Annotated in this window: 14 protein-coding genes and 1 pseudogene; 9 read left to right on the forward strand and 6 right to left on the reverse strand. The window is 70.5% G+C overall.

Annotation, left to right across the window (positions count from 1 at the left end):
- Nucleotides 1-1431: streptophobe family protein (locus BIV25_RS45530; protein WP_071378507.1), on the reverse strand; the 1431-nt coding region annotated here is incomplete at its 3' end.
- Between the two features lie 262 nt (nt 1432-1693).
- On the opposite strand from BIV25_RS45530, the gene BIV25_RS45535 reads away from it, so the two are divergent.
- A complete protein-coding gene (locus tag BIV25_RS45535; protein WP_071378494.1) occupies nt 1694-4291 on the forward strand; it encodes an FHA domain-containing protein in 2598 nt (865 codons plus the stop codon).
- An 83-nt stretch (nt 4292-4374) separates the two neighbouring features.
- On the opposite strand, the gene BIV25_RS45540 is transcribed toward BIV25_RS45535, so the two are convergent.
- Entirely contained in the window at nt 4375-5100 is a 726-nt protein-coding gene (locus tag BIV25_RS45540) for a transglycosylase SLT domain-containing protein (protein ID WP_071378495.1), read from the reverse strand.
- A gap of 687 nt (nt 5101-5787) precedes the next feature.
- On the opposite strand from BIV25_RS45540, the gene BIV25_RS45545 reads away from it, so the two are divergent.
- The 4 genes and pseudogenes from BIV25_RS45545 to BIV25_RS54900 all read left to right on the forward strand — a co-directional run.
- Entirely contained in the window at nt 5788-6933 is a 1146-nt protein-coding gene (locus BIV25_RS45545) for a GAF domain-containing sensor histidine kinase (protein ID WP_071378496.1), read from the forward strand.
- Nucleotides 6926-7567, forward strand: coding sequence for a response regulator transcription factor (locus BIV25_RS45550; protein WP_071378497.1), 642 nt, complete (start codon nt 6926-6928; stop codon nt 7565-7567). The genes BIV25_RS45545 and BIV25_RS45550 overlap by 8 nt, the downstream gene beginning before the upstream one ends.
- Nucleotides 7568-7761: 194 nt before the next feature.
- Nucleotides 7762-8007: a chaplin gene (locus BIV25_RS45555; protein WP_071378498.1), complete on the forward strand. Its 246-nt coding sequence runs from the start codon at nt 7762-7764 to the stop codon at nt 8005-8007.
- A 32-nt stretch (nt 8008-8039) separates the two neighbouring features.
- Nucleotides 8040-8195 (forward strand): annotated as a pseudogene (locus tag BIV25_RS54900) (hypothetical protein); the annotation flags it as partial.
- Between the two features lie 76 nt (nt 8196-8271).
- Here BIV25_RS54900 and BIV25_RS45560 read toward each other — a convergent pair.
- Nucleotides 8272-9060 (reverse strand): hypothetical protein, encoded by a 789-nt coding sequence (locus tag BIV25_RS45560; RefSeq protein ID WP_079177330.1) that lies wholly within the window; start codon nt 9058-9060, stop codon nt 8272-8274.
- Nucleotides 9061-9210: 150 nt separating this feature from the next.
- Here BIV25_RS45560 and BIV25_RS45565 point away from each other — a divergent pair, with 150 nt between their 5' ends.
- The 3 genes from BIV25_RS45565 (at nt 9211) to BIV25_RS45575 (ending at nt 11568) form a co-directional block, all read left to right on the forward strand.
- Nucleotides 9211-10008, forward strand: a complete 798-nt coding sequence (locus BIV25_RS45565) for an ABC transporter ATP-binding protein (RefSeq protein ID WP_071378500.1) — start codon at nt 9211-9213, stop codon at nt 10006-10008.
- 61 nt (nt 10009-10069) lie between these two features.
- A complete protein-coding gene (locus tag BIV25_RS45570) occupies nt 10070-10501 on the forward strand; it encodes an NfeD family protein (protein ID WP_071378501.1) in 432 nt (143 codons plus the stop codon).
- 110 nt (nt 10502-10611) lie between these two features.
- Nucleotides 10612-11568 (forward strand): SPFH domain-containing protein, encoded by a 957-nt coding sequence (locus BIV25_RS45575; protein WP_071378502.1) that lies wholly within the window; start codon nt 10612-10614, stop codon nt 11566-11568.
- A 42-nt stretch (nt 11569-11610) separates the two neighbouring features.
- Here BIV25_RS45575 and BIV25_RS45580 read toward each other — a convergent pair whose 3' ends face one another.
- The 3 genes from BIV25_RS45580 to BIV25_RS45590 all read right to left on the reverse strand — a co-directional run bounded on the left by BIV25_RS45580 (nt 11611) and on the right by BIV25_RS45590 (nt 13651).
- Nucleotides 11611-12117 carry an HNH endonuclease gene (locus BIV25_RS45580; RefSeq protein WP_071378503.1) on the reverse strand — a complete coding sequence of 169 codons (507 nt, stop codon included), beginning with the start codon at nt 12115-12117 and terminating at the stop codon, nt 11611-11613.
- Nucleotides 12118-12284: 167 nt separating this feature from the next.
- Nucleotides 12285-12824, reverse strand: a complete 540-nt coding sequence (locus tag BIV25_RS45585) for a YbhB/YbcL family Raf kinase inhibitor-like protein (protein WP_071378504.1) — start codon at nt 12822-12824, stop codon at nt 12285-12287.
- A 44-nt stretch (nt 12825-12868) separates the two neighbouring features.
- The gene (locus tag BIV25_RS45590) at nt 12869-13651 is read right to left on the reverse strand and encodes a sporulation protein (RefSeq protein WP_071378505.1); all 783 of its coding nucleotides are present in this window, start codon (nt 13649-13651) and stop codon (nt 12869-12871) included.
- A gap of 101 nt (nt 13652-13752) precedes the next feature.
- On the opposite strand from BIV25_RS45590, the gene BIV25_RS45595 reads away from it, so the two are divergent.
- A complete protein-coding gene (locus tag BIV25_RS45595; RefSeq protein WP_071378506.1) occupies nt 13753-14403 on the forward strand; it encodes a DNA-3-methyladenine glycosylase in 651 nt (216 codons plus the stop codon).
- Nucleotides 14404-14719: the final 316 nt, after the last annotated feature.

The following is a 14719-nucleotide window of genomic DNA, read 5'->3' on the forward strand; positions in this document are numbered from 1 at the left end:
CGCCAGCAGTGCTCCCGCCGCCCCGGCCCCCGCCCCCCACGCCGCCCCCAGCAGGAGCGCGGCGCCGAGGTGGCCGTGCAGGGTGATGCCCGCGCCGAAGGTGTCGAAGCCGAGCACGGACAGGGACGCGGTCACGGAGACATCCGTCAGCCGGGCGAGCAGAGGAAGGGCGAGCGCCGTCACGACGGCCAGGCGCAGCGCGCAGCGGGCGGCCAGGCCGAGGGCGCTGTCGGACGGCCCGGCCGGGCGATCGACAGCGCCGCCCGGCGTCGGCCTCATGTGGCCGAGGGCGCCACGGTGCGCCCGTACCCCGTGGCCGCCGCCGGGCCGTCGTGCCACCGGTGTGCGGACCGCCGTCAGCACGCCGGCCAGCAGCATCGCCAGGGCTGCCGCCACCCCCAGCAGCCACACGCGGCCGTCCAGGCCGGCCAGCCCGGCCAGGGTCACCGGCCGGTCGGCGGGCGTGCCGAGGAACTGCTCCAGCGGGTGGGGGAGGAAGGTGCGCAGCAGCCCCGTGGCGTGACCGTCCCAGGGGACGAACAGGCCGAGCGGCAGACCGAGCCAGACGCCGTTCGGAGTGCCGAGCAGGACCGCTCCGGCGATCCGGCCCGGATGGTCGTCGCCGATCGCCGCGTACGCCGCCACCGCGAGCCCGGCCGCGACGGTCAGCAGCAGCACGGTGACGAGCGCCGAGACCGCCGGCCGGACCACCCGGTGCACGGCGGACCAGCCCGGCGGCAGCGGCGCGCGCCGCGCGGCCAGCAGCGCGGCCAGCAGGACGCCGGCGCACCAGCCGAGGCCGCCCAGCAGCGTGGCCGGGGTGTCCACGGTGAAACCGACGCCGGCCCTGGCGTGGATCAGACCGCCGATCCCGTGCGGCAGCATTCCGCCCACGTCCCCGATGCCGGGCAGGGTGAGCCCGCCGCCTCCCTTTCCGCCCGTGCCGCCCGTGCCGAGTGAGCCGCCGTCGACGGTGATGACGTCGTGCCCCGCCCAGGCGAGCCCGCCCAGCAGCGCCAAGAAGAGCGCGACCACCGTGCCCGCGCGTGCGAGGAGTTCGGCGGGCGCGATCACAACTCCCGCCGTGCGCAAGGACCGTAGGAAGAACCACGACAGCAGCAGGGCGCCGACCAGACTCACCCCGAGTGGCGTGATCTCGATGGCCGTGTGCGCCACGTCGCCTTTCAGTCCGAAAGCGGACACATCGCCCGACGGTACGATCGAACCGCCCGCCCCGAGCGCCACAACGGCCGCCGTCATGGGGCCCAGTGAGCCGGCCCCGTCCGCCTGCAGCAGATGCAGCCCGAGCGCGGCGGTGCCGGCCATCCCGGCCGACGCCCAGCTCACCGCCGTGACGGCGGACAGCAGTACGTCGGCCCAGGGCACCCTCCCGGCGCGCCGTGCGGTCCCGGCGCGCGTGGCAGACCTCATGGCAGCCCCCGATCCCCTCCTGCCGGATTCCGTCGAACCGCGGCGCGACGGCCCGGCCGCGCTTGTCCCCCTCGCCGGGAATACCACTCTCCGGGCGGATTTCAACCCCGTCAACGGCGCATGTTGCAGCGCACGGACGCATTCGTGACAAGGCCCGGGTTTCGGTCAGGGGCCGGAGCCTGAAATAGTTCCTCCCGATGTTCGACATCCCTAGACTCCCTGCGATGGGGGTAATTCGGGGGACAACTCAGTGGGGCATGGAGTGCCTGAACTCGTTCTGGAATCAAACGGACGGACCTGGACGCTGGATCCGTCCAGGCCGTACACCCTCGGCCGCGATCCGCAGGGTGACATCGTCTTCGACGACGCCAGGGTGTCCTGGCGGCACGCCACGGTCCGTTTCGACGGCCGTAGTTGGGTCATCGAGGACCACGGCAGCACCAACGGCACGTTCGTGCAGGGCCGGCGGATCCAGCAGGTGGAGATCGGCCCGGGCACAGCGCTGCACCTCGGCAACGCGACCGACGGACCGCGGCTGAATCTGTCCGGTGCCGCGGCGGGCCAGCAGCCCGCCCCGTACGCCGCGCAGGGCGCCGGCGCGCCGGGCTGGGCCCAGCAGGCCCCGCAGCAGGCCGCCGCCGCACCGCAGGCGGCGGTACCGCAGCAGGCACCGGCCCAGCAGGCGCCGGCGCCGCGGCAGGCCGTGCCGCAGCAGGCCGGGTGGCAACAGCAGCCGCAGGCGGCGGCGTTCCCGCAGCAGGCGGGGCCCGCCGACCCGTACGGGCAGGCGAACCCCGGTGGTGGCGCGGGGGCGCCGCCGGCCCACGGCGACCGCAGCCCGACCACGTTCCACCAGTTCTCGGTCGGCCGCGTCATGCGCATCGGCCGTGCCCTGGAGAACGAACTGGTCGTCTCCGACCTGCAGGTCTCCCGGTACCACGCCGAGTTCCACTCGACGCCCGACGGCCGGTTCGAGATCCGCGACCTGGGCTCGCACAACGGCACGTACGTCAACGGCCAGCCGATCGCCAAGGGCGGCTCGGTGCTGCTCGGCCCGGCCGACATCGTCGGTGTCGGCCACTCCACCTTCCGGATCGTCGGCGACCGGCTGGAGGAGTTCGTCGACACCGGTGAGGTCTCCTTCTCCGCGCGCCATCTGACCGTCACGGTCGACGGCGGCAAGCAGATCCTGAAGGACGTCTCCTTCGGTGTCCCGGAGAAGTCACTGATCGCGGTCATCGGCCCGTCCGGCTCCGGCAAGTCCACCCTGCTCAAGGCGCTCACCGGCTACCGGCCCGCCAACCAGGGCGAGGTGCTGTACGACAACCGGAACCTGTACAAGCAGTTCGCCGAGCTGCGCCAGCGCATCGGTCTGGTCCCGCAGGACGACATCCTGCACAAGGAGCTGACCGTCAAGAAGGCCCTGAAGTACGCGGCCAAGCTGCGCTTCCCGGCCGACACCACGGCGCAGGAGCGCGACGCCCGCATCGACGAGGTGCTGCGCGAGCTGAAGCTCGACATCCACAAGGACAAGAAGGTCACCTCCCTGTCCGGCGGCCAGCGCAAGCGCGTCTCGGTGGCGCTGGAGCTGCTCACCAAGCCGTCGCTGATCTTCCTGGACGAGCCGACCTCCGGTCTCGACCCGGGCATGGACCGTGACGTCATGCAGCTGCTGCGCGGCCTCGCCGACGACGGCCGCACCGTCCTCGTCGTCACCCACTCGGTGGCCGAGCTGGCGATCTGCGACAAGCTCCTGGTGATGGCGCCCGGCGGTTCGGTGGCCTACTTCGGCCCGCCGGAGGAGGCGCTGAACTTCTTCGGCTACGACAGCTGGGCCGACGTCTTCTCCGCCTTCGAGAACTACCGCGACTACGACTGGGCGGGCCGCTGGAAGGGCTCGCAGCACTACCAGATGTACGCGGCGGACGTCGACGCGGCCGCCCCGCAGTCCGTACAGCACATGCCTCCGATGCAGGCCATCAGGCCGCCGAAGCCCCAGCCGTGGGGTTCGCAGCTGCTGACCCTGATCCGGCGCTATGTGTCGGTGATCGTCTCCGACAAGGGCTTCCTGGCGCTGACGGTGATCCTGCCGGCGGTGCTCGGTTCGGTCAGCCTGCTGATCGACCACAAGCGGGGCCTGCTGGTGAACCCGACGATCAACAAGCTCACCGGCACGCACATCCCGAACGGCACGGCCACCACGGTGCTGCTGATCCTCGCCGTCGGCGCGTGCTTCGCGGGCGCCGCGAACTCGGTCCGCGAGCTGATCAAGGAACGGGTCATCTACGAGCGGGAACGCGCGACGGGTCTGTCCCGGTCGGCGTACCTGATGTCCAAGGTGGTCGTGCTCGGCGCCGTCACCGTGCTCCAGGGCCTGCTGGTCGGCGTGATCGGCTTCGCCAGCCGGACGATCCCGGACCAGGGCGTGGTGCTCGGCAGCTCCACGCTGTTCGAGCTGTGTCTGCCGATCATGGCGCTCGGCTTCACCTCGATGATGTTCGGCCTGGTGATCTCCTCGCTGGTGAAGACCGCCGAGAAGACCATGCCGCTGCTGGTGATGTTCGCGATCATCCAGGTCGTCTTCACCGGCTGCCTGTTCACCCTGCACGGCACGCTCGGCGTCAACGAGTTCTCGTACCTGATGCCGTCGCGCTGGGCGGTGGCCGCCGCCGGCGCCACGCTGGACTTCAACAACATCTCGCCCAACACCGACAACCCGTCCAGCACCGACCCGCTGTGGAACCACACGGCCGGGGCCTGGACCCTGGACATGATCGCGCTGATCGTGCTCGGTGTGATCTGCGGCTTCTTCGTGGCCCGCTTCCTGCGCCGCCACGAGCCGGAGGTCATGCGCAAGTAACCGCGCCCGTACGACACCGAAGGGCGGCCCCCGTTTCCGGGGTGCCGCCCTTCGGCTTACGTAGCTGAGGTCCGCGCCAGGCCTCAGTACGCGCTGTTGACGTTGTCCATCGAGCCGTAACGGTGCGCCGCGTAGTTGGCGGCGGCGGTGATGTTGGCGACCGGGTCGTAGATGTTCCACGACGTGCCGGCCACGTGGTACGCGTTGAAGGTGGGCTGGATCACCTGGAGCAGACCCTTGGAGGGGATGCCGTTGACGGCGTTGATGTCCCAGTTGTTGATGGCCATCGGGTTGCCCGAGGACTCCCGGATGATGTTGCGGTGCAGGCCGCTGTAGGAGCCGGGGATGCCCTTGGCGTGCATGATGTCCAGGGACTCGCGGATCCAGCCGTCGAGGTTGTTGGCGTACGTCTTCGTCGCGGCGACCGTCTCCATCTGGGGGCGCTGCGCGGAGCGGTTCGCGGCCTGCGCGGCGGCGCGGTCCTGGGCGGCCTTCTTCGCGGCGGCCTGGGCGGCCGCCTTCTTGGCCGCGGTGGCCTCGTCGGCCTTCTTCTGCGCGGCGATGTTGTCGAGCTTCACCGTGTCGGTGGCGAGCCGGTCGGTGACCGTGCCCTTGACGTTCTTCAGCGCCGTGCTGCTGCTCGCGACCTGGGCGTCCGCGGCCGGGGCGCCGGTGACGGTGCCGGAGTGGCCGGGGGCGGCCGAGAAGGCGAGGGCGGCGGTGCCCAGAGCGGCGACACCGGCGACGACGATCTTGCCCTGCTTGGTCAGGGCGCGGGTATGAACTCGGGTGAGAACGTTCTTGGGCATGGCTGATGGACCTCTCGTGAGCGCGGAGGTCGCTCCTGCGTCCGCCGGGGGATTCGGTTCCTCCCGCACGAACGCCGCGGGCCCTAGGGCCACGGCGCTGAGCGACGAGAGCAATTCTTAGCTGGCGCAAAATGCCCAGGCAAAGGTGTGACGTACGATCCCTGATAGTGGAGCCGGGATGGGCAAAACGGGACAGATTGGACCGTCTGTCCCGTTCGGGTGGGGAAGGTTTATCTCCTATGTCCCTTCGTACGTGATGTGGACCCTATGCGCGGGCTCACATCGCACCCACGGAATTCTCACGAGGAGTTGCCATCGCAACGCTCTGTGTGAGGGTTCTCCTCCGAGAGGATGAGAGGGACGCCGCCGACGTCGTGCCACAGGTAGAGCCAGGTCCGCCCCTGCTCGTAGACGCCTGCGGCTCGTGCACCTCCGCCGCTCCCCGCGCGCCCTCGGCGACTCCTCCGGCACAACCTCTCTACGCGCACACGTGCCCCTACGCGTGCCTGTACGCGCGCGTGTCCCTCCTTCGGCAGGGCCCGCCTCCGACCCGGGCCGCACCGCACACAGGCCCTCCGGCATGCCCCGGGCCGGGTGACCTCAATCAACGGTCCTAGGCCCAGCGGACCTGGTCGGGGCGGCGGTGGTCCGATCCGTGGTGTCACACCCCGCCGGTACCGTGAGGACATGAGTCAAGGCCCCCGGTCCGGCCTCGCCGCGGTGAGCGCCGCGTTGCTGGCCATGAGCAGGCACCTGGAGGTGCGCGACGTCCTCAAGACGATCGTCGCCTCCGCCCGTGAGCTGCTCGACGCGCAGTACGCCGCCCTCGGCGTCCCCGACGACCACGGCGGCTTCGCCCAGTTCGTCGTCGACGGCGTCAGCGACGCCCAGTGGAAGGCCATCGGCCCGCTGCCCCGCCAGCACGGCATCCTCGCCGCGATGCTGCACGAGGCCCGCCCCGAGCGCCTCGCCGACGTGCGCAAGGACCCCCGCTTCGAGGGCTGGCCGACCGCCCACCCCGACCTGGTCGACTTCCTGGGCCTGCCCGTCCGCGACGGCGACGAGGTCATCGGCGCCCTCTTCCTCGCGAACAAGAACTGCCCGAAGCCGGAAGGCAGCTGCGGCTTCACCGCGGAGGACCAGGAACTGCTCTCCATCCTCGCCCAGCACGCCGCCATCGCCCTCACCAACGCCCGGCTCTACGAACGCAGCCGAGAACTCACCATCGCGGAGGAACGCTCCCGCCTCGCCCACGAGCTGCACGACGCGGTCAGCCAGAAGCTCTTCTCGCTGCGCCTGACCGCCCAGGCCGCCACCGCGCTGGTCGACCGCGATCCCGCGCGCGCGAAGGGCGAGCTCCAGCAGGTCGCCGCGCTCGCCGCCGAGGCGGTCGACGAACTGCGCGCCGCCGTCGTGGAGTTGCGCCCCGCCGCCCTCGACGAGGACGGTCTGATCGCCACCCTGCGCACCCAGACCCAGGTCCTCGACCGCGCCCACACCGCGCGCGTGACCTTCGCCAGCACCGGCTTCCGCGCCCTGCCCGCGGCCCAGGAGGAGGCGCTGCTCCGGGTCGCCCAGGAGGCCCTGCACAACGCGCTGCGCCACTCCGGCGCCGAGTGCGTCGCGGTGCGCGTGGACCGGCGCGGCGGCGGCGCCGTGCTGCGCGTCAGCGACGACGGCACCGGCTTCGACCCGCAGGCCGTCCGCCGCGCCGGCCGGCATCTGGGCCTCGTCTCCATGCGGGACCGGGCGAGCGGGGTCGGCGGCACACTGACCGTGGAATCGGTGCCCGGCAAGGGCACCACGATCGAGCTGGAGGTCCCCGGTGGCTGACCCGATCAACGTGCTGCTCGTCGACGACCACCAGGTCGTCCGCCGGGGCCTGCGTACCTTCCTGGAGGTCCAGGACGACATCGAGGTGGTCGGCGAGGCCGCCGACGGCGCCGAGGGAGTCGCCCGCGCCGAGGAACTACGCCCGGACGTCGTCCTGATGGACGTCAAGATGCCGGTCATGGACGGCATCGAGGCGCTGCGCAAGCTCCGCGAACTCGCCAACCCCGCGCGCGTGCTCATCGTCACCAGCTTCACCGAACAGCGCACGGTCGTCCCGGCCCTGCGCGCGGGCGCCGCCGGGTACGTCTACAAGGACGTGGACCCCGACGCCCTCGCCGGTGCCATCCGCTCCGTGTACGCCGGCCACGTCCTGCTCCAGCCCGAGGTCGCCGAGGCCCTGCTCTCCCAGGAGGACTCCAACTCCGGCCAGGGCAGAGGCGGTTCGCTCACCGAGCGGGAGAGCGAGGTGCTCGGCCTGATCGCGGACGGCCGCTCCAACCGCGAGATAGCCCGCGCCCTCGTCCTGTCCGAGAAGACGGTCAAGACACATGTCTCCAACATCCTGATGAAACTCGACCTCGCCGACCGCACCCAGGCGGCGCTGTGGGCCGTGCGCCACGGCGTGAGCGGCTGAGACACCCGCTCCGGCGCCTGCCCGTCGCGCCACCACGGCGGTCACGCACGGCAACCTCAAGGGTCACGTTCCGGACTGAGATTCATACCGTCGTGGGAATGTCACCCGGACGGCGCATCTTCCGGCGAGCCACGCCGTTCTCCAGTGCGTGCCGCGGCGAACCGCCGTGGTGAACGCCTAGGAGGGGTTGGAAAGTGAAGAACCTGAAGAAGGCAGCGGCCGTGACGATTGCCGCCGGCGGCCTGCTGGTGGCCGGTGCGGGCCTGGCCTCCGCCCACGGTGGCTCCCAGGCCGCCGGCGAGGCCCAGGGCTCCCCGGGTGTCGTCTCGGGCAATGTCGCTCAGGTGCCGGTGCACATCCCGGTGAACGCCGTCGGCAACAGCGTGAGCGTCATCGGCGCGCTGAACCCGGTCTTCGGCAACCTCGGCGTCAACCACTGAGTCCCGCCGAACACTGACCACAGGCCTCCCGTGTGCACCGGGAGGCCTTTCAGTTTGCCTTCGGCGCCGGACGACGCACGACCCACGGCCGGGTCGTACCCGCACACGCGGGAGGGACCCGCCCATGGAACGCCGTCGGGAACAGCGTGCGCGTCATCGATGCGGTGAACCCGGCGTTCGGCGACAAGGCCGCGAACGTCCGACAGCGCCTGACCACAACTCCGGGCTCCTCCCGGCACCCCTGCCGGGAGGAGCCCGGCGCGTTCAGCGCGCCCCGCGCTCCCGCTCCTCCACGATCGAGTTGTACGCGGCCACCTGCGCCCGCCGCGCCGTTCGCTCCACGGGCCGCAGGGCCTCGGCCCGCGCGGCCATCTCACCGGCGCTGACCGCACCCCCGTGCCCGTTGCCGTACGCCAGCGACACCAGCAGTGCGACCCGCCGCGCCAGCTCCAGCACCCGCACCGCACGCGGCGGATACCCCGGCGCCAGCACCTCCCGGCCGTGCTCGGACCGGGCCCGGTACGCGTCGATCGCCGCCTCCGCCACCGGACCCGACGCGGCGACGTCCAGCTTCGACAGCACTTCGGTCGCCTCGCGCAGCGCCTCCGCCAGTTCCCGCTCGGCCTCGCCCAGCGACGGCACGTCCGCGGGCGGCGCCTCCCGCACCGGCAGCACCTGCCAGACCACCTCGGCGTGCACATCACCCGTGGGCCCGGCCTCGTACACCTCCGGGACCAGCCCGAAGGCGGCCCCGAAGCAGACCACCGCCTCCTCGGCCTCCAGCGCCCGCGCGTTGAACTCCGGCGGACCGCTCAGCCCCAGCGGATGGCCGGGTGCCGGCAGTGCCACCCGCAGCCCCGTCGCCCCCAGCGTCCGCAGCCGCCCGAGCGCGAGCGTCAGCCCGACCGGAGCGGACTCGCCGGGCAGCCCCTCCACCCGGTGCACCGCGTCCTCGCCGACGATGGCGAGAGCGGCGTCGTCCGGAGAGACGAGTCCGGCCAAAAGGGCATTTCCCCAAGCGGCGAGGCGTCCTGAACGCGGTTCCGAGAGCATGCCCCCACCCTAAGGACAGGACCGATGGAATGGAGCGGGGTACTCGTGGCGTAGATTTCATGAGGGCCTCGCCCACAAGCGCGGCGGCCCGAGCCACAGCCGTACGCGACAGCCGAGACCGGCCACACTGCAAGGGGAGACAACGCGCTCATGAGCGATGTTCTGGAGCTTCAGGACGTATCCGTGGTCCGCGAGGGCCGGGCTCTGGTGGACCAGGTCTCCTGGTCGGTGAAGGAGGGCGAGCGCTGGGTCATCCTCGGCCCCAACGGCGCCGGCAAGACCACCCTCCTGAACGTCGCCTCCAGCTACCTCTACCCCAGCAAGGGCACCGCCGCGATCCTCGGCGAGACCCTCGGCACGCCCGGCACCGACGTCTTCGAGCTGCGCCCCCGCATCGGCATGGCCGGCATCGCCCTCGCCGAGAAGCTCCCCAAGCGCCAGACCGTCCTCCAGACCGTCCTCACCGCCGCCTACGGCATGACCGCCGGCTGGCAGGAGGAGTACGAGGACGTCGACGAGCAGCGCGCCCGTGCCTTCCTCGACCGCCTCGGCATGAGCGACTACCTCGACCGGAGGTTCGGCACCCTCTCCGAGGGCGAGCGCAAGCGCACCCTCATCGCCCGCGCCCTGATGACCGACCCCGAACTGCTCCTCCTCGACGAGCCCGCCGCCGGCCTCGACCTCGGCGGCCGCGAAGACCTGGTCCGCCGCCTCGGCCGGCTCGCCCGCGACCCGATCGCCCCTTCGATGATCATGGTCACGCACCATGTCGAGGAGATCGCCCCCGGTTTCAGCCACGTCCTCATGATCCGCCAGGGCAAGGTCCTCGCCGCCGGGCCGATCGAGCTGGAGCTGAGCTCCCGCAACCTCTCCCGCTGCTTCGGCCTCCCGCTCGTCGTCGAGCAGATCGGCGACCGTTGGACCGCCCAGGGCCTGCCCCTGTCCTGACCCCGCCGCGCTTCCCCGTTGCGCCCTGTCCGCCGTCCGGCCGCCGCCCTACCATGACCGTGTGAACGACATCGACGCATGGGTGTGGTGGCTCGTCGGCGCGGCGGCACTCGGGATCCCGCTCGTCGTCACCGCGATGCCGGAGTTCGGCATGCTCGCGGTGGGCGCCGTCGCGGCCGCGGTCGTCGCCGCACTCGGCCTCGGCGTCGTCGTCCAGGTCCTCGCGTTCGTCATCGTCTCCGTCGCGCTCATCGCCGTCGTCCGGCCCATCGCCGCCCGGCACACCCGGCAGAGCCCCCGACTCGCCACCGGAATCGACGCGTTGAGAGGCAAGCAGGCCGTCGTACTGGAACGGGTCGACAGCGCCGGCGGCCGCATCAAACTCGCCGGTGAAGTCTGGTCGGCCCGCGCCCTGGACACCGACCGCGCCTACGAAGTCGGCCAGGAGGTGGACGTCGTGGAGATCGAGGGGGCCACCGCGATCGTCATCTGAGGCATCCGACAAGCGAGTTGGGCGCCAGTCTGTCAGACTCGACCAGCAAGATCTTCCACAGTCACGGGATCTGCCGAAGAGGCGCGGCGGAGAGGGGTACGGGGAACACGATGGAACCGGTCATCATCGTCCTGGTCATTCTGGTGGTGTTGGTCTTCATCGCCCTGATCAAGACCATCCAGGTCATCCCACAGGCCAGCGCCGCCATCGTCGAGCGCTTCGGCCGCTACACGCGGACCCTGAACGCGGGCCTCAACATCGTGGTCCCGTTCATCGACACCATCCGCAACCGCATCGACCTGCGCGAACAGGTCGTACCGTTCCCGCCCCAGCCGGTGATCACCCAGGACAACCTGGTCGTCAACATCGACACGGTGATCTACTACCAGGTGACGGACGCCCGCGCCGCCACCTACGAGGTCGCCAGCTACATCCAGGCGATCGAGCAGCTGACGGTCACCACGCTCCGCAACATCATCGGCGGCATGGACCTCGAACGCACCCTCACCTCCCGCGAGGAGATCAACGCGGCCCTGCGCGGCGTCCTCGACGAGGCGACCGGCAAGTGGGGCATCCGCGTCAACCGCGTCGAGCTGAAGGCCATCGAACCGCCCACCTCCATCCAGGACTCGATGGAGAAGCAGATGCGCGCCGACCGTGACAAGCGCGCCGCGATCCTCACCGCCGAAGGTACGCGCCAGGCCGCCATCCTCACCGCCGAGGGCGAGAAGCAGTCCCAGATCCTGCGCGCCGAGGGTGAGGCCAAGGCCGCCGCCTTGCGCGCCGAGGGTGAGGCCCAGGCGGTCCGTACGGTCTTCGAGGCCATCCACGCCGGTGACCCGGACCAGAAGCTCCTCTCCTACCAGTACCTCCAGATGCTCCCCAAGATCGCCGAGGGCGACGCCAACAAGCTCTGGATCGTCCCGAGCGAGATCGGCGACGCCCTCAAGGGCCTCTCCGGCGCGATGGGCAACTTCGGCCCCCTGGGCGGCGGTTCGGGAGGCGGCAACCCCATCCCACCCCAGAACAACGGCACGGAACGCCGCGAGAAGCCGAGCATCGACTAGCAGCACACGGGATTCCGCCGCCGGAGCGAACTCGGCAGACGCTCAGGCGGCATCCCGGGCGAGCCACTCCGGCAGCGCGGCGAAGTCCTCCTGCCCCAGAGCCAGGAGCATCGCGTCCGCCGGAGTCGGCTCGAACGGCTCGCGCAGCAGCTCCATCCCCGCCTGCTCCGGAGTCCTGTCGGCCTTCCGGTGATTGTCCTCCGCACACGCGGCGACGGTGTTCAGCCACGTGTCCTGCCCACCCTGCGCCCGCGGCAGCACATGGTCCACCGTCGTCGCCCTGCGCCCGCAGTACGCGCACCGGTGCCGGTCCCGGACCAGCACCCCCCGCCGCGACCACGGAGCTTGTCTTCGGAACGGCACCCGTACATACCTGCACAGCCTGATCACCCGCGGCGCGGGTATGTCCACATCGGCGCCGCGCATGCGCAGTTCGGGATGGGCCTGCTCGACGACGGCCTTGTCCTGGAGCACCAGGACGACGGCTCGGTTCAAGGTCACCGTCGACAGCGGCTCGAAGCTCGCGTTCAGCACCAGTGTGTCCCGCATCCAGCCCACCTCCCGTGTGCACCTGCCCACCCCCGGCGGGCTTGGATCAACTCTGGACGGGCGCGCCGAGATGGACAACGCAATAAAAAATGCCCGCCTCCCATCACTTCCAAGACCGGAGGCGGGCGAACGTTCAATGAACGCTCTACGGAATCCCGGCGCTGCGTTCAGCCCCGCGCCGGGTTCTCGTACTCGCCGATGAGCTGGGCACGCGCGATCGCGTGGAACCGCAGATTGAATCCGACGACGGCGGGCGACACGTCGCCGTCCGGGCCGAGCTTCTCCTGGTCCACCGCGTACACCGTGAACACGTACCGGTGCGGCCCGTCCCCGGGCGGCGGCGCGGCACCGCCGAAGTCCTTCGACCCGTAGTCGTTGCGCACGTGCACCGCACCCGTCGGCAGCCCCTTGAAGCCGGCACTTCCCGCACCCGCCGGCAGCTCCGTCACCGAGGCCGGGATGTCGAACAGGACCCAGTGCCAGAACCCGCTGCCGGTCGGCGCGTCGGGGTCGTAGCAGGTCACGGCGAAGCTCTTGGTCTCCGGCGGGAATCCCTCCCAGCGCAGCTGCGGCGAGGTGTTGCCCTCCGCGTAGACCTGAGCGTCCTTGAGCGTCGCACCCTCCCGGACGTCCTCGCTCGCCACCGTGAACGACGGCACGGGCGGATGGAAATCATGGGGGAGCGGCCGCCGCTTCAGCTCGGTCACCTCGGTACCTCCTGATCGATGATCTGGAATCAGCAGCCCCGAGCCTAGAACCAGCTGCGCTTGCTGCCGACCTCGGACAGCCACTGGTTGAGGTAAGCCGCCCAGTCGGTCCCCTGCCAGTCGTTCAGCCCCACCTGGAAGGACCGGAAGGTGTCCGAACCCTCGCTGAACAGACCCGGCTTCTTGTCCATCTCCAGTACGACGTCCATGGCGTGCGCGTCGGCCACGAAGCTCAGCTCGACCTGGTTCAGCCCCCGGTACTGCGACGGCGGGTAGAACTCGATCTCCTGGTAGAAGGGCAGGGTCTGCCGCGTACCCCGGATGCGGCCACGCTCCATGTCCGCGTTCTTGAACCGGAAGCCCAGCTGGATGAAGGCGTCCAGGATCGCCTTCTGCGCGGGCAGCGGGTGCACGTTGACGGGATCCAGATCGCCGGAGTCCACGGCCCGCGCGATCGCCAGCTCGGTGGTCACCCCGATGTGCATCCCGCGCAGCGCATGCCCGTCGATCATCGTGACCGGCGTCTCCCAGGGGATCTCCAGCCCGAACGGCACCGCGTGCACCGCGCCTGCCTGCAGCTCGAAGGCCCCGCCGAGCCGCACCTTGGTGAACTCGATGTCCTGCTTGTACTCCTGGTCGCCGCTCTCCACCTCGACCTTGGCCTGGAGCCCGACCGACAACCCCTCGACGTCCTGGTTCACGGACCCGCCCTGGATACGCACCTCACCCTGGACGACGCCGCCCGGCACCGTGTTGACCTCGGTCAGCACGGTCTCGACCGAGGCCCCGCCCGCACCGAGGCTCGCGAGCAGCTTCTTGAACGCCATTGACTCTCCCTTTACGAACGGATCCTTGACCCCTACAAACGCGCTTCACCCCCGACCGGTTCCGTCGGTGCCGCGCCCCGTCTGCACTAACCTCGGGCGGCATGATCGCGTCCCCGGACCGTATGCCGTTGCCCAGAGCCTTCTTCGACCGTCCGGTCCTGGAGGTGGCACCCGATCTCCTCGGCCGCGTCCTCGTCCGTACGACCCCCGACGGCCCGATCGCCCTCCGTCTCACGGAGGTGGAGGCGTACGACGGCCCGAACGACCCCGGCTCACACGCCTACCGGGGCCGCACCGCCCGCAACGAGGTGATGTTCGGACCCCCCGGACACGTGTACGTCTACTTCACCTACGGCATGTGGCACTGCATGAACCTCGTCTGCGGCCCCGAGGGCCGGGCGAGCGCCGTCCTCCTCCGCGCGGGCGAGGTGATCGAGGGCGCCGACCTCGCCCGCAAACGTCGACTTTCGGCCCGCAACGACAGGGAACTGGCCAAAGGTCCGGCTCGCCTGGCCACCGCCCTCGGGATCGACCGTGCCCTGAACGGCACGGACGCGTGCGCCACGGGCGAGACGCCCCTGCGCATGCTGACGGGAACGAAGGTCCCTGCTGACCAGGTACGGAACGGCCCGCGCACCGGCGTCGCCGGCGAAGGAGGCAACGGCGAGGTCCATCCCTGGCGTTACTGGGTCGTCGACGACCCGACGGTGAGCCCCTATCGGGCCCATGCACCGAGGCGTCGCTCAAGTTGACGCGTCCTGGCGAAGTGCGTAACGTATCCCGAGCCGCTGAACCGGGTACGGCAATCGCCAGCAGCCGGAGCGGCCACCCCCACTACCTAGTTACAGCCCCTTCGCGGGGTCGATTTCGGCGCGCCCGCGTGCCCGGAATTCGAACTCGCGGGACTCGACTATGAGTCGCCAAGGAACTGAGCTAACGTAGTGAATGTCGAAAGGCCGACGGGAGAAAGTCCAAAAGGCCAAAGACAGCCCGCCGACTGGGAGTCAGACGCCGAAAGCATCTGATAGAGTCGGAATCGCCGGAAAGGGAAACGCGAAGCGAAAGCGG

This window comes from Streptomyces sp. MUSC 14 (assembly GCF_001866675.1).
Classification (GTDB): domain Bacteria; phylum Actinomycetota; class Actinomycetes; order Streptomycetales; family Streptomycetaceae; genus Streptomyces.

Coding starts and splice junctions, on each gene's coding strand:
- BIV25_RS45560 (WP_079177330.1), bottom strand. CDS start 9,060: ATGCTCTCGGAACCGCGTTCAGGACGCCTCGCCGCTTGGGGAAATGCC.
- BIV25_RS45580 (WP_071378503.1), bottom strand. CDS start 12,117: ATGCGGGACACACTGGTGCTGAACGCGAGCTTCGAGCCGCTGTCGACG.
- BIV25_RS45540 (WP_071378495.1), bottom strand. CDS start 5,100: ATGCCCAAGAACGTTCTCACCCGAGTTCATACCCGCGCCCTGACCAAG.
- BIV25_RS45565 (WP_071378500.1), top strand. CDS start 9,211: ATGAGCGATGTTCTGGAGCTTCAGGACGTATCCGTGGTCCGCGAGGGC.
- BIV25_RS45595 (WP_071378506.1), top strand. CDS start 13,753: ATGATCGCGTCCCCGGACCGTATGCCGTTGCCCAGAGCCTTCTTCGAC.
- BIV25_RS45590 (WP_071378505.1), bottom strand. CDS start 13,651: ATGGCGTTCAAGAAGCTGCTCGCGAGCCTCGGTGCGGGCGGGGCCTCG.
- BIV25_RS45575 (WP_071378502.1), top strand. CDS start 10,612: ATGGAACCGGTCATCATCGTCCTGGTCATTCTGGTGGTGTTGGTCTTC.
- BIV25_RS45545 (WP_071378496.1), top strand. CDS start 5,788: ATGAGTCAAGGCCCCCGGTCCGGCCTCGCCGCGGTGAGCGCCGCGTTG.